Annotated in this window: 13 protein-coding genes; 10 read left to right on the top strand and 3 right to left on the bottom strand. The window is 64.4% G+C overall.

The window, feature by feature from the left end; genetic code table 11:
• Positions 1 to 1,421, bottom strand: a 1,421-nt coding sequence (locus tag AC0IPL_RS21475) for an NAD(P)(+) transhydrogenase (Re/Si-specific) subunit beta (protein ID WP_474273184.1), incomplete at its 3' end; no start/stop codon positions are given.
• Between the two features lie 13 nt (positions 1,422 to 1,434).
• Positions 1,435 to 3,006: a Re/Si-specific NAD(P)(+) transhydrogenase subunit alpha gene (locus tag AC0IPL_RS21470; RefSeq protein WP_474277242.1), complete on the bottom strand. Its 1,572-nt coding sequence runs from the start codon at positions 3,004 to 3,006 to the stop codon at positions 1,435 to 1,437.
• Between the two features lie 239 nt (positions 3,007 to 3,245).
• Between AC0IPL_RS21470 and cofG the strand changes: the two genes are divergently transcribed.
• The 8 genes from cofG to AC0IPL_RS21430 all read left to right on the top strand — a co-directional run bounded on the left by cofG (position 3,246) and on the right by AC0IPL_RS21430 (position 10,594).
• Positions 3,246 to 4,388 carry a 7,8-didemethyl-8-hydroxy-5-deazariboflavin synthase CofG gene (gene cofG / locus AC0IPL_RS21465; protein ID WP_474277240.1) on the top strand — a complete coding sequence of 381 codons (1,143 nt, stop codon included), beginning with the start codon at positions 3,246 to 3,248 and terminating at the stop codon, positions 4,386 to 4,388.
• Positions 4,385 to 5,668 (top strand): 5-amino-6-(D-ribitylamino)uracil--L-tyrosine 4-hydroxyphenyl transferase CofH, encoded by a 1,284-nt coding sequence (cofH, locus tag AC0IPL_RS21460; protein ID WP_474277238.1) that lies wholly within the window; start codon positions 4,385 to 4,387, stop codon positions 5,666 to 5,668. Before cofG ends, cofH begins: the two co-directional genes overlap by 4 nt.
• Positions 5,665 to 6,633, top strand: coding sequence for a 2-phospho-L-lactate transferase (cofD, locus tag AC0IPL_RS21455; RefSeq protein ID WP_474277236.1), 969 nt, complete (start codon positions 5,665 to 5,667; stop codon positions 6,631 to 6,633). The genes cofH and cofD overlap by 4 nt, the downstream gene beginning before the upstream one ends.
• The gene (gene cofC, locus AC0IPL_RS21450) at positions 6,630 to 7,289 is read left to right on the top strand and encodes a 2-phospho-L-lactate guanylyltransferase (RefSeq protein WP_474277234.1); all 660 of its coding nucleotides are present in this window, start codon (positions 6,630 to 6,632) and stop codon (positions 7,287 to 7,289) included. The genes cofD and cofC overlap by 4 nt, the downstream gene beginning before the upstream one ends.
• Positions 7,286 to 8,059, top strand: coding sequence for a coenzyme F420-0:L-glutamate ligase (cofE, locus tag AC0IPL_RS21445; protein WP_474277232.1), 774 nt, complete (start codon positions 7,286 to 7,288; stop codon positions 8,057 to 8,059). The genes cofC and cofE overlap by 4 nt, the downstream gene beginning before the upstream one ends.
• Entirely contained in the window at positions 8,056 to 8,724 is a 669-nt protein-coding gene (npdG, locus tag AC0IPL_RS21440; protein WP_474277230.1) for an NADPH-dependent F420 reductase, read from the top strand. The genes cofE and npdG overlap by 4 nt, the downstream gene beginning before the upstream one ends.
• Before the next feature lie 25 nt (positions 8,725 to 8,749).
• Complete coding sequence (locus AC0IPL_RS21435; RefSeq protein ID WP_474277228.1) at positions 8,750 to 9,751, top strand: TIGR03842 family LLM class F420-dependent oxidoreductase; 1,002 nt, start codon at positions 8,750 to 8,752, stop codon at positions 9,749 to 9,751.
• 210 nt (positions 9,752 to 9,961) lie between these two features.
• Positions 9,962 to 10,594 (top strand): TetR family transcriptional regulator C-terminal domain-containing protein, encoded by a 633-nt coding sequence (locus AC0IPL_RS21430; protein ID WP_474277226.1) that lies wholly within the window; start codon positions 9,962 to 9,964, stop codon positions 10,592 to 10,594.
• Positions 10,595 to 10,627: 33 nt separating this feature from the next.
• Here AC0IPL_RS21430 and AC0IPL_RS21425 read toward each other — a convergent pair whose 3' ends face one another.
• Positions 10,628 to 11,092, bottom strand: coding sequence for an Lrp/AsnC family transcriptional regulator (locus AC0IPL_RS21425; RefSeq protein WP_474277224.1), 465 nt, complete (start codon positions 11,090 to 11,092; stop codon positions 10,628 to 10,630).
• 162 nt (positions 11,093 to 11,254) lie between these two features.
• On the opposite strand from AC0IPL_RS21425, the gene AC0IPL_RS21420 reads away from it, so the two are divergent.
• Together AC0IPL_RS21420 and AC0IPL_RS21415 are read left to right on the top strand one after the other, a co-directional pair.
• Positions 11,255 to 12,490 (top strand): thiamine pyrophosphate-dependent enzyme, encoded by a 1,236-nt coding sequence (locus AC0IPL_RS21420; RefSeq protein WP_474277222.1) that lies wholly within the window; start codon positions 11,255 to 11,257, stop codon positions 12,488 to 12,490.
• Position 12,491: 1 nt separating this feature from the next.
• Positions 12,492 to 13,505 carry an alpha-ketoacid dehydrogenase subunit beta gene (locus AC0IPL_RS21415; RefSeq protein ID WP_474277220.1) on the top strand — a complete coding sequence of 338 codons (1,014 nt, stop codon included), beginning with the start codon at positions 12,492 to 12,494 and terminating at the stop codon, positions 13,503 to 13,505.
• Positions 13,506 to 13,507 lie beyond the last annotated feature (2 nt).

Raw genomic sequence — 13,507 nt, 5'->3', positions numbered from 1 at the left:
AGCAGCGTGTCGAGGCTTTGCTTGGCGTCGCCGTAGAACATGCGGGTGTTGTCCTTGAAGAACAGCGGGTTCTCGATGCCGGAGTAGCCGGTGCCCTGGCCGCGCTTGGAGACGAACACCTGTTTCGCCTTCCAGCACTCCAGCACCGGCATGCCCGCGATGGGGGAGTTCGGATCCTCCTGCGCCGCCGGGTTCACGATGTCGTTGGAGCCAATGACAATCGCCACATCGGTCTGCGGGAAGTCGTCGTTGATCTCGTCCATCTCCAGCACGATGTCGTAGGGCACCTTGGCCTCGGCCAGCAGCACGTTCATGTGACCCGGCAGACGGCCCGCCACCGGGTGGATGGCAAAGCGCACCTCTTTGCCCTTGGCGCGCAGGCGGCGGGTCAGCTCGGCGACGTTCTGCTGCGCCTGCGCCACCGCCATGCCGTAGCCGGGGATGATGATGACCGAATCGGCCTCCTCCAGCGCCTGCGCCACGCCCTCGGCATCGATCGCGATCTGCTCGCCCTCGACCTCCATCGCAGGCCCGGTGCTGCCGCCAAAGCCGCCGAGGATCACGCTGACAAACGAGCGGTTCATCGCCTTGCACATGATGTAGCTGAGGATCGCGCCCGAAGAACCCACCAGCGCGCCGACCACGATCAGCAGGTCATTGCCCAAGGAGAAGCCAATCGCCGCCGCCGCCCAGCCGGAGTAACTGTTCAGCATCGAGACCACCACCGGCATGTCGGCGCCGCCGATGCCCATGATCAGGTGGTAGCCGATGAACAGGGCCGCCAGCGTCATCACGAACAGCGGCAGGAAGCCGCCCGAATTGAAGTACCAGATCAGGCAGATGAACGACAGCGCCGCGGCACCGGCGTTCAGCGCGTGACCGCCCGGCAGCTTGGTCGCGGCGGAGGTGACCTTGCCCGCCAGCTTGCCAAAGGCAATCACCGAGCCGGTAAAGGTGATCGCGCCGATGAAGATGCCCAGGTACAGCTCAACCCGCAGAAACCCGATCTCGGCCGGGGTTTTCTTGGCAATCAGCTTGGCGAAAGTGCCGAGGTCTTCGGTGCTGCCCGCCGCCACGGCCGCGGCCACATTGCCGATCTCGAAATGGGCGATGAAGCCGACAAAGACCGCCGCCAGACCGACCAGCGAATGCATCGCCGCCACCAGCTGCGGCATCTCGGTCATCTGCACCTTTTTCGCAACATAAGTGCCGATGATGCCGCCGCCCGCGATCAGCAGGACCGACAGCAGCCACAGGCCGGAGCCCGGCCCGATCAGCGTGGCAAAGACCGCCAGCGCCATGCCCGCGATGCCGTACCACACCGCGCGTTTGGCGCTTTCCTGGTTCGACAGGCCGCCAAGCGACAGGATGAAAAGAACAGCCGCAACGACATAGGCGGCGGTGGTGAAACCGTAATCCATCTGTTCGGCCTCCTTAGGATTTCTGGAACATGGCGAGCATGCGCCGGGTGACGAGGAAGCCGCCGAAGATGTTGATTCCGGCCATGAACACGCTGAGCGCTGCGAGCAGAATCACCAGCCAGCTGCCGGATCCGATCTGCATCAGGGCGCCCAGGATGATGATCGAGGAGATCGCGTTGGTGACCGCCATCAAAGGCGTGTGCAAGCTGTGCGCCACCCCCCAGATCACCTGGAAGCCCACGAAACAGGCCAGCGCAAAGACGATGAAATGCTGCATGAAGCTCGCGGGCGCAAACAGCCCCACCAGCAGCAACAGCGCGCCCCCGCCCGCCAGCAGGGTGACCTGGCTCTTGGTCTGCGCCTTGAAGGCGGCCACTTCGGCGGCGCGTTTCTCCTCCGGCGTCGGCTCCGGCACGGCCTCCTTGGGCTTGGCGGCGATCGCCTGCACCTTGGGCGGCGGCGGCGGGAAGGTGATCTCGCCCGCAAAGGCCACGGTGGCGCCGCGGATCACGTCATCCTCCATGTCATGATTGATCTGGCCGTCCTTCTCGGGGGTCAGGTCGGTCATCATGTGGCGGATGTTGGTGGCATAAAGCGTCGAGGCCTGCGCCGCCATCCGGCTGGGGAAATCGGTGTAGCCGATGATGGTGACGCCATTGTCGGTGACGATCTTCTCATCCGCAACGGTCAGCTTGCAGTTGCCGCCCTTCTCCGCCGCGAGGTCGACGATCACCGAGCCCGGCTTCATCGCCGCGACCATGTCCTCGGTCCACAGCTCGGGCGCTTCGCGGTTGGGGATCAGCGCGGTGGTGATGACGATGTCCATCTCGGGCGCCAGCTCGCGGAACTTGGCCAGCTGCGCTTCGCGGAATTCCGGCGAGGATACAGATGCATAGCCGCCGGTGGCGGCGCCGTCCTGCTGCTCTTCCTCGAAATCGAGATAGACGAATTCGGCGCCCATCGATTCCACCTGCTCGGCCACTTCGGGCCGCACGTCAAAGGCATAGGTGACCGCGCCCAGGGACGTGGAGGTGCCGATCGCGGCCAGCCCCGCCACACCGGCGCCGACCACCAGCACCTTGGCGGGCGGCACCTTGCCTGCGGCGGTGATCTGGCCGGTGAAGAAGCGGCCGAAGTTGTTGCCCGCCTCAATGACGGCGCGGTAGCCCGCGATATTGGCCATGGAGGACAGCGCATCCATCTTCTGGGCGCGGGAGATCCGCGGCACCATTTCCATCGCGATGACATTGGCGCCCTTCGCCTTCGCGGCCTCCATGCCCGCGTCGTTGCCTGCGGGGTTGAAGAAGGAAATCAGCGTCTTGCCCTTGGTCAGCCGTTTCAGCTCGGTCTCGTTCGGCTGGCGCACCTTGGCGATGATATCCGCGGTTTTCCAAAGCTGCGCGGCGGTCTTGACGATCTCGACGCCTGCCTCGGCGTAGGCGGCATCCGAAAACCCCGCCGCCGCCCCGGCCCCGCTCTCAATCGCGCAAGTGTAGCCCAGCTTCTGCAACTGCCGCGCCGAGTCCGGCGTCAGCGCAACGCGCGCCTCTCCATTCGCCGTTTCCTTCGGCGTTCCAATAAGCACTTTGATGTCCTCCCTTTGCGCTGCCCTGGCCGTGAAAACGGGGGCTGCGATTGAGAGAAAGTATTTGATCCTTTTACTTAGTAGTCAATAATTTTTCCGGCTTAGATTTTTTGCAGTTTTAAAACAGCCTTCTAGATGGGCCAATCTGCGTTTTGCGGTAGTTTTTTTGATCTAGTGATAAAAAAATATTTGACAGGTGACGCCCTTCTCCACAGTCTGAGAGGCACAGGGAGGACCCCATGACCATTCAAACGCTCAGCACAGGCACCGCCTGGGCGGAGACCGGAGATTTGCGCGCCCTGATGATGCGCGCCGCCCGGATCCGCGACACCCATTGGGGCCGCACGGTCACCTATTCGCGCAAGGCATTCGTGCCGCTGACCAACATGTGCCGCGACACCTGCGGCTACTGCACCTTCGTCAAGCACCCGGATTCGCCGGAGGCAAACATCATGACGCCTGAGCAGGTGCTGGCCACCGCCAAGAAGGGCGAGCGCGAGGGCTGCAAGGAGCTGCTGTTCAGCCTCGGCGAGAAGCCTGAGCTGCGCTACGAGAAGGCGCGCAAAGGGCTGGAGCACTTGGGCTATGCACGGCTGACAGACTACCTGCGCGACATGTGCGACCTGGTGCTGAGCGAGACCAGCCTGCTGCCGCATGTGAACGCCGGCACGCTGACCGATGACGAGATCGACGTGTTGCGCCCGGTCTCGGCCTCGATGGGAATGATGCTGGAAACCGTCAGCCGCCGCCTGACCCGCAAGGGCCAGCCGCATTACGCCTGCCCCGACAAGGTGCCGGTGCAACGGCTGCGCACGCTGGAACGCGCTGGCGAAAAACAGGTCCCGTTCACCACCGGCCTGTTGATCGGCATCGGCGAGAGCTTTGCCGAGCGGATCGAGGCGCTGCACGCGATCAACGACGCCCACGCCCGCCACGGTCATATCCAGGAGGTCATCATCCAGAACTTCCAGCGCAAGCCGGATATCGAGATGGCCAACCACCCGGAACCTGCGTTGGAGGACATGCTGCGCACGATTGCGGCCGCCCGGATCATCCTGTCGCCGGACATCAGCCTGCAGGCGCCGCCGAATCTGAGCGCGCGGCACATTGCCTATCTGGAGGCAGGTATCAACGATTGGGGCGGGATTTCGCCGGTCACCATCGACTTTATCAACCCGCAGCACGAATGGCCGGAAATCCGGGCACTGGCACAGTCCAGCACCCAGGCGGGATTCGAGCTGCGCGAGCGGCTGACCGTCTACCCGCGCTACCTGACCCGCGAACAGGACTTCATCAACCCCGCCATTCTGGCCCGCGCCGTCGATATGGCCGGACCCGGCGGGCTGGCCCGCGATCAACGCCACATCGGAGAGACAGCATGACCCTTCAGCACCCAGCCGAGAAGTTTGCAGCCCCGCCCTCCGCCCTGCCCGCGGCCATCGCCGGAGCGTCGGCCCCGATTCGCACAATCCTGGAAATGGCGCTGGAAGGCGGCGAGGTCTCCGAGGCGGAAGGCGTCGAGCTGTTCCGCACCAACGGCGCCGATGCCGAGGCTGTCTATGCCACCGCGGATGAGCTGCGCCGCCGCGCCAATGGCGACCACGTGTCGTTTGTGGTGAACCGCAACATCAACTTCACCAACATCTGCTACATGGGTTGCCGCTTCTGCGGCTTTGCCAAGCGCAGCGAGGACAAGGACGCCGAGTGGCTGGAGCCGGAACAGATTGTCGAACGCGCCCAGCAGGCCTGGGACCGCGGCGCCACCGAAGTCTGCATTCAGGGAGGCCTCCACCCCAAAATGGAAGGCACCTATTACCGGGACATCGTGCGCGCGATCAAGGCAGCCCTGCCGGACATGCACATCCATGCGTTTTCGCCGTTCGAAATCTGGTACGGCGCGTCCAAGACCAAGATGTCCTATCATGACTTCCTGGCGGATCTGAAGGAGGCCGGGCTGGGGTCGATGCCCGGCACCGCGGCGGAGATTCTTGATACCGACGTGCGCATGCAGCTGACCAAGAACAAGCTGAGTGCCGAGAAATGGGTGGAGATCATCCGCGCCGCGCACGAGGTCGGCATCCCGACCACCTCCACCATCATGTACGGCCACATCGACGGGCCAGAGCATTGGGCCGCCCACATCCGCCTGCTGCGTGACATTCAGAAGGACACCGGCGGCTTCACCGAACTGGTGCCGCTGTCCTTTGTGCATACCGAATCGCCCCTGTGGGCGCAGAACCCGGACAAGGTGCGCCCCGGCCCCACCGCGCTGGAGGTGGACCTGATGCATGCCGTTGCGCGCATCATGCTGCACGGCTGGATCGACAACATACAGGTGAGCTGGACCAAGCTGGGGGCCGCACGGGCGCAGCAGATGCTGTCGCGCGGCGTCAACGACCTCGGCGGCACGCTGATGAACGAGAGCATCTCGCGCGCGGCAGGATCCGGTCACGGGCAGGAAATCACCGCGCGCGAGCTGACGCAGATCATCCGCGCCGCGGGCCGGGTGCCGGTGCGCCGCAACACCATCTATGAGATCCGCGACGTCTATGACGATCACGACCCGGAAGAACTGGCGCCGCTGGTGGACCGGCAGGGCAGCGACCCGCTGGCGTTCCTCGAGATGTTCCCCGAGCGCAGCACGCTGGAGGCCGCGGAATGAGCGGCGCGGGCAAGCACAAGGTCACGCTGCTGGCCGGCGGCGTCGGCGGTGCCAAGATGGCCGAGGGGCTGGCGGCGCTGCCGGATGTGGCGCTGTCGGTGATCGGCAATGTGGCGGATGACGACGAATTCCACGGGCTGTGGGTGTCGCCGGACATCGACACGCTGACCTACAGCCTGGCCGATGTGATTGATCGCAACCAGGGCTGGGGCGTGGCGGATGAAAGCCATCGGGCGCTGGACACGCTGACGAAACTGGGCAACGACACCTGGATGTCGCTGGGCGACCGCGACTTTGGCCTGCACATCCACCGCACCATGCGGCGGCTGCGCGGTGAGCGGCCCAGCGTGATCGCCCGCGACGTCGCGCGTGCCTTTGGGGTTGGCGCAGAGATCCTGCTGCCGACGGATGACCGGGTCCAGACCCGGGTGCGCACTGATGCGGGCTGGCTGAGCTTCCAGGAGTATTTCGTGCGCGAACGCTGCGCACCGGAGGTGCGCGAGCTGGCCTTTGACGGAATCGAACAGGCCCGCCCGACGCCAGAGGCGCTGGCGGCCATTGCCGGAGCGGATCTGATCGTGATCGCGCCGTCGAATCCACTGGTCAGCATCGCGCCGCTGCTGGAAACCCCAGGTATCAAGGCCGCCCTGCGCGCGGCGTCTGCCTTCAAGGTGGCGGTCAGCCCCTTCATTGCGGGCAAGGTCGTCAAAGGGCCGGCTGACCGGATGATGGCGGCGCTGGGGCTGCGGGCCGATGCGGCGGGCGTGGCCGAACGCTATGCTGGGCTTGCGCAGACCCTGGTGATCGACCATCAGGACGAGGGTCTGGGTGACGAGATCCGCGCCCATGGCATGACACCGGTCTGCAACCACATCCTGATGAAAGACAAGGCCGACAAGGCCCGGCTGGCGCGCGAGGTGGTCGATCTGTGTCTTGCGCCCGCAGCGACAGAGGTGATGGCATGAGCGCCGTGGCCCGCAGCGGCAAGCGCCTGGTGGTGATCCCGATGAAGGATCCCGCCCGCGCCAAGACCCGGCTGGACCCGACGCTGACCCCGCAGAAACGCGCAACGCTGGCGCTGACCCTGTTCCGCGCCACCGTTACCCGCCTGCAAGAGGCGCTGGCGCAGCTGCCCGGCGCCGGGGTGGAGATTGCGGTGGTGACCTCCAGCCCGAAAATCACCCGGCTGGCGCAGGCCATGGGGCTGCTGCTGATCGACGAGGGGCGCCCGCGCGGCCTGTCGGAGGCGCTGGACATGGCGGCCGATTGGGCCGCAACCCGCGGTTACGCCGCGATCTGCGTCCTGCCCGGCGACCTTGCCGCGCCAAAGCCGACAGAGCTGGCCCGGCTGCTGAGCCATGACCTGGCGGGCGGCAAGATGGTGCTGTGCCCGGCGGATGATCTGGGCACCAATGCGCTGCTGGCGCCGCTGCCCTGCCCGTTCCGTTTCGCCTATGGGGTGAAATCGGTGGTCGCCCACCGCCAGGCCGCCGAGGCCGCAGGCCTGTGCCCGGTGATGCTGCCGCTGGCCAGCCTGCGCGCAGATGTGGACACCGTCAGCGACCTGCAAGACCTCCTGAGCCATCAACCCCAGCTTCTGATGCAGGAGGCCGCACGATGAGCCTGTCCGTCTCAATCACCGCCGTGCCCGGCATTCCCGACATCCAGAACGGCGACGATCTGGCCGCAATTCTGGGCGATTGCCTGGAACAGGCCGGATTGTCCCCACAGGACGGCGACATCCTGTGCATCGCCCAGAAGGTGTTCTCCAAGGCGGAGGGCTGCATCATCCCGCTGTCCACGGTCACCCCGTCGGATGAGGCGATCAAATACGGCGAGGAGCTGAACAAGGATCCCCGCAAGGTCGAGATCGTGCTGCGCGAAAGCACCCGCGTGGTGCGCGCCTTTCGCCGCCCCGACCAGCCCAGCGGCACGATGATCTGCGAACACCGGCTGGGGTTCATCTCGGCCAATGCGGCGGTGGATGAATCCAACTTCGGCGAGGAAGACGCAGCCATGGTGCTGCCCGCCGACCCGGATGCCAGCTGTACACGGGTGCAACAGGCGCTGGCGGAGCGGTTTGGCGTGCAGACCGGCGTGGTGATGACCGACACCTTCGGCCGTCCCTGGCGACTGGGCCAGATCAACGTGGCGATTGGCCTGTCGAAGGTCCCCGCCACCATTCAGGAGCAGGGCAACCTGGACGCCTGGGGGCGGCCCCTGATGGTCACCGAACCGGCGCTGGCGGATGAGATCTCCGCCGCTTCGGGGCTGGTGGTGCGCAAGAACGGAAAAACACCGGCGGTGCTGCTGCGGGGGCTGGACTGGCAGCCCACCAGCAGCCGCGGCGCCGACATAATACGGAAAAAACAGGAGGATATGTTCAGATGACAATCGCAATCATTGGCGGCACCGGGCCGCAAGGCCAGGGTCTGGCGCTGCGCTTTGCCCGCGCCGGAATCGCCGTGGCGCTGGGGTCGCGCGATGGGGCGCGCAGCGCCGGCATCGCGGCCGACCTGATGGCAAAACTGCCCGAAGGCGCCGCCCAGATCGAAGGTCTGGACAATGAGGCGGCAACCAAGGCCGCCGATGAAATGGTGGTGCTGGCGGTGCCGTTCTCTGCCCATAATGCCACGCTGGAGGCGCTGAAGCCGCACCTGGCCGGCAAGATCCTGGTCGACATCGTGGTGCCGCTGAAAGACGGCGACCCCAAGAAGGTCGACATGCCGCCCGAAGGCTCCGCCACCGAGGCCGCGCAGGCGCTTCTGGGCGACGACATCCCGGTGATCGGCGCGCTGCACAACGTCTCGGCCACCACGCTGAACAATCTGGACTGGCCGATCAACTGCGACATCCTGATCTGCGGCAACAGCCTGCCTGCCCGCAAGAAGGTGATCGAGCTGGTCCGCGCGCTGGACGTCGAAGCCTATAACGCCGGCGACGCCGAAGCGGCCCGCTGCATCGAGGCGATCACCCCGATCCTGATCCGCCAGAACATTTCCAAGGCAGTGCCGTTTACCCACGCCGGTATCCGCATCTGCCCCCCCGCACACTAAAATTCCAACGAGGAGGAAAACACACATGGAATTCGGTATTTGCTTTAAAGGGTTCGTTGAGCCCGACCGCGCCCGCGCCCTGGTCCGTCAGGCCGAGAACGCAGGCTTCACCTATTGCTGGTTCTACGACAGCCACATCCTGTGGCGCGAAAGCTTCGTCGCCATGGCGATGTGCATGGAGCACACCAAGAAGATGCGCTTTGGTCCGCTGGTGACCAACCCCAACTCGCGCGAGTGGTCGGTGGCGGCCTCGCTGTTCGGCTCGCTGGCAAAACAGTCGGGCGGCCGCTTCGACATCGGCCTTGGCCGTGGCGACAGCGCGGTGCGGGTGATGGGCAAGAAACCCTCCACCATCAAGCGGATGGAAGAGTTCACCCATGTGGTGAAGGATCTCATCCGTGGCGAGGAAGTCCAGTACGGCGAATGCCCCGAGCCGGTGAAATTCCCCTGGGCCAACGGCTATGAGCTGCCGGTCTGGATCGGCGCATACGGTCCGAAGGCGCTGGCCTCTGCCGGCAAGGTCGGCGACGGTGTCGTGCTGCAAATCGCCGAACCCAAGATCATCAAATGGCTGGCAGATCAGGCCAAGGCCGGTGGCGAGGCCGAAGGCCGCGACATGTCGAACTACCGCGTGATGGCTGCGGCACCCGCACACACCGGCCCGATCGAGGAAGGCATCGAGAAGACCAAGTGGTTCCCCGCCATGGTCGGCAACCACGTTGCTGATATCGTGGAGAAATACGGCACCGATGGTGACCACGTGCCCACCAGCCTGACCGACTACATCAAGAACCGCAAAGGCTACGACTACTCCAAGCACGGCCAGAGCGATAACCCCTATCTGGACTTCATCACCGAAGACATCGTCAAGAGCTTCTGCGTGCTGGGCACCCCGGATGAGCATATCGCCAAGATCCGGGATCTGGCGGATGCCGGCACCACCCAGTTCAACATCTACCTGGACAGCGGCGACGAGGAAAAGATCATCGCCGACTACGGCGAGAAAATCATCCCCGCCTTCCGCTAAGCACTCCCCCCCCTGCCCGGACAGACCCCGCCGGGCAGGGGATTTCGGCGGGCAGCCCATTTTGCCCGCCGCTTTTCATCCGACCCGGCGGGTGCCCACCATTGCAATCGTTTTGTGATATTGGCCACCCACCCGGCGCAACCGCTGGCAACGGGAATTGACTTGTGCCAATAGGGCGCCATCCTGACAATTTCCACTGGCGGATTTAGCATGGCGCGCATGGCATCGGAAAAGCCCAAGACCCGGATCCAACGGAAGAAGACCGAACAGATCCTGGCCTCCGCGCTGGAGGTGTTCGCCCAGCACGGATCCTCCGGCGCGTCAATCAACCTGATCGCCAAGAACGCCGGGCTGACTACGCCCAATCTGCTGTATTATTTCGAGAGCAAGGATGCGATCCGCCGCGAGCTGCTGTCGCGCACCTTGCAGCTGTGGATGGCACCGCTGAGCATGCTGAGCCCGCATGGCGACCCGATTGACGAGATCCGCCAATACATCCGCCGCAAGCTGGATATCTCCAAGAATTTCCCCAAGGAAAGCAAGTTCTTCGCCAATGAGGTGCTGAGTGGGCTGCCACAGTCGCACAGCGAGATCTTTGGCCCGTTAAAAGAGCTGTACAACGCCAAGATCATGGTGCTGGAGGACTGGATGCGGGAGGAGCGGATCAACACCACCGACCCGCACCACCTGCTGTTTTCGATTTGGGCGACCACCCAGCACTATGCCGATTTCGACGTCCAGATCGAGGAAATCGCCCCCGCCAAGGCGCAGAACCGCTACGCCGAGGCTGAGAGCTTTTTGCTGGAAATGTACGGCAAGTTGCTGACTCCGACCGAGAGCTGAACCAGGCCGCCTGATCCCCTGCCCGGCCGGCCGTCAGGGGATGCGGGCGCGGTCGATGAACTTGCGCAGCGCAAACCGCGACCGCACCGCGCGGATACCGGAAATGCGCAGCAGCTTGGTTTGCAGGAAGGTCTCGAACTCCTCTAGGCTGCCGACCACGATCTCCAGCAGGAAATCCTGCGCACCCGTCATCAGGGTGCCGGTGATCACCTCGTCAAAGCGACTGACCTTTTTCTGGAAATCGGCGATCTCGTCCCCGTCCTGCCGCTCCAGCTCGACCGACACGAAAGCGGTGATACCAAAGCCCGCCGCCTTGCGGTCGATGCGCGCCATGTAGCCGGAAATCAACCCACTTTCTTCCAGTCGCTGCAGACGCCGCTTGCAGGGGGTTTGTGAAAGGCCGACCCGCGCCGCAAGCTGCACCAGCGGCATCCGCCCATCATCGCGCAGGGCGCGAAGTATCTCCCGGTCCACCTCATCCGTAGCTATTTCCGCCACCCATTTCGCCTTTCGTGGTGATTTTCACTCTATTTTTGCTTTCCTACCCCCGGATTCGAGATTTTTCAACCAGCCGGGTTTGCTAATCTGGAGGGAACGGCGCAGGTGCGCGCGGCCTATCGCGCGCCCGCCCCGGATGCATCCAGACCTAAGAGGATCCGCATGAGTGATGATTTTCCGCCGCTTTCGCTGAATGTGCCCGAGCCGGGCTGCCGTCCGGGCGACACGCCTGATTTCTCCGATTTCGAAATCCCGCGCGCTGGGGCTGTAAAACGTCCGCCGGTCGATGTGGAACCGGATGAGATCCGAGACATGGCCTTTTCCATTGTGCGGGTGCTGAACAAGGACGGCGAAGCGGTGGGCGACTGGGCGGGCAGCCTCAGCCCTGAGGAGCTGCGCGACGGCCTGCGCCACATGCTGACCCTGCGCGCCTTTGATGCGCGGCTGCTGATCGCCCAGCGGCAGGGCAAGACCAGTTTCTACATGCAGCACTTGGGCGAAGAGGCGATCTCCTGTGCCTTTGCCACCGCGCTGCAACCGGGGGACATGAACTTCCCAACCTACCGGCAGGCGGGGCTGCTGATCGCCGGTGGCTATCCGATGCTGACGATGATGAACCAGATCTATTCCAACGCCGATGATCCGCTGCACGGCCGCCAGCTGCCGATCATGTATTCCTCGCGCGAGCATGGGTTCTTCTCGATCTCCGGCAACCTCGGCACCCAGTTCGTGCAGTCGGTGGGCTGGGCGATGGCCTCGGCGATTTCCGGCGACACCAAGATCGCCACCGGCTGGATCGGCGACGGCTCCACCGCCGAGAGCGATTTTCACTCGGCGATGGTTTTTGCCTCCACCTATGACGCGCCGGTGGTGCTGAACATCGTCAACAATCAATGGGCTATCTCGACCTTTCAGGGCATCGCCCGCGGCGAGGTGGGCACCTTTGCGGCGCGCGGCCACGGCTTTGGCATCGCCTCGATCCGGGTGGACGGCAACGACTACCTTGCGGTGCATGCGGTTGCGAAATGGGCGGCTGAGCGCGCGCGGCGCGGGCTGGGGCCGACGCTGATCGAGCATGTGACCTATCGCGCCGGTGGCCATTCCACCAGCGACGACCCCTCTGCCTACCGCGACAAGAACGAAGCCGCCGCCTGGCCGCTGGGCGACCCGATCACGCGGCTGAAAAAGCACCTCATCACCATCGGCGAGTGGAGCGAGGAGCGCCACAAGCAGGCCGAGGCCGAAGTGATGGATACGGTGATTGCCACCCAGAAGCAGGCCGAGGCCATCGGCACGTTGGGCGACGGCAGTGCCCCCAGCCCGCGCGACATGTTCGAGGGTGTGTACGAAACCATGCCGCCGCATCTGATCCGGCAGCGTCAGGAAGCGGGGTACTGAGATGGCCAGCATGACCATGATCGAAGCCATCCGCGAAGCCCATGACGTGGCCATGGCGGCCGACGACCGGGTTGTCGTCTTTGGCGAGGATGTCGGCTTTTTCGGCGGCGTGTTCCGCTGCACCGCAGGGCTGCAACAGAAATACGGGAAATCCCGCTGTTTCGATACGCCGATCAACGAGTCCGGCATCGTCGGCACCGCCATCGGCATGGCGGCCTACGGGCTGAAGCCGGTGATCGAAATCCAGTTCGCCGACTATGTCTATCCCGCCTATGACCAGATCGTCTCTGAGGCGGCGCGGTTGCGGCACCGCTCGAACGCCGATTTCACCTGCCCGATCGTGATCCGCATGCCCACCGGCGGCGGCATTTTCGGCGGTCAGACCCACAGCCAAAGCCCGGAGGCGCTGTTCACCCATGTTTCTGGCCTGAAGGTGGTGGTGCCCTCCAACCCGCGCGACGCCAAGGGGCTGCTGCTGTCGGCGATCGAAGACCCCGATCCGGTGATCTTCCTTGAGCCGAAGCGGCTCTACAACGGGCCGTTTGATGGCTATCACGACCGTCCCGTCACCAGCTGGAAGAAGCACCCCAAGGGCGAGGTGCCCGAGGGCCACGAGACCGTGCCGCTTGGCAAGGCCAGCATCACCCGCGAGGGCGCGGATGTAACGGTGCTGGCCTATGGCACCATGGTCTATGTGGCTGAAGCTGCCGCCGAGGCCACCGGCGTCGATGCCGAGGTGATCGACCTGCGCACGCTGCTGCCGCTGGATCTGGACACCATTGTTGCCTCGGTCGAGAAGACCGGCCGCTGCGTGATCGTGCATGAGGCGACGCGCACCTCCGGCTTCGGTGCGGAGCTGATGAGCCTGGTGCAGGAGAACTGCTTTTACCACCTGGAGGCGCCGATGATCCGCGTCACTGGCTGGGACACGCCCTATCCGCATGCCCAGGAGTGGGAGTATTTCCCCGGCCCGGACCGTGTGGGCGAGGCGTTGAAAAAAGTAATGGAGGGCTGAAC

It is taken from the genome of Leisingera sp. SA32 (assembly GCF_056033425.1).
The sequence above is the reverse complement of the archived record's forward strand: the minus strand, read 5'-3'. Positions and strand labels throughout refer to the sequence as shown.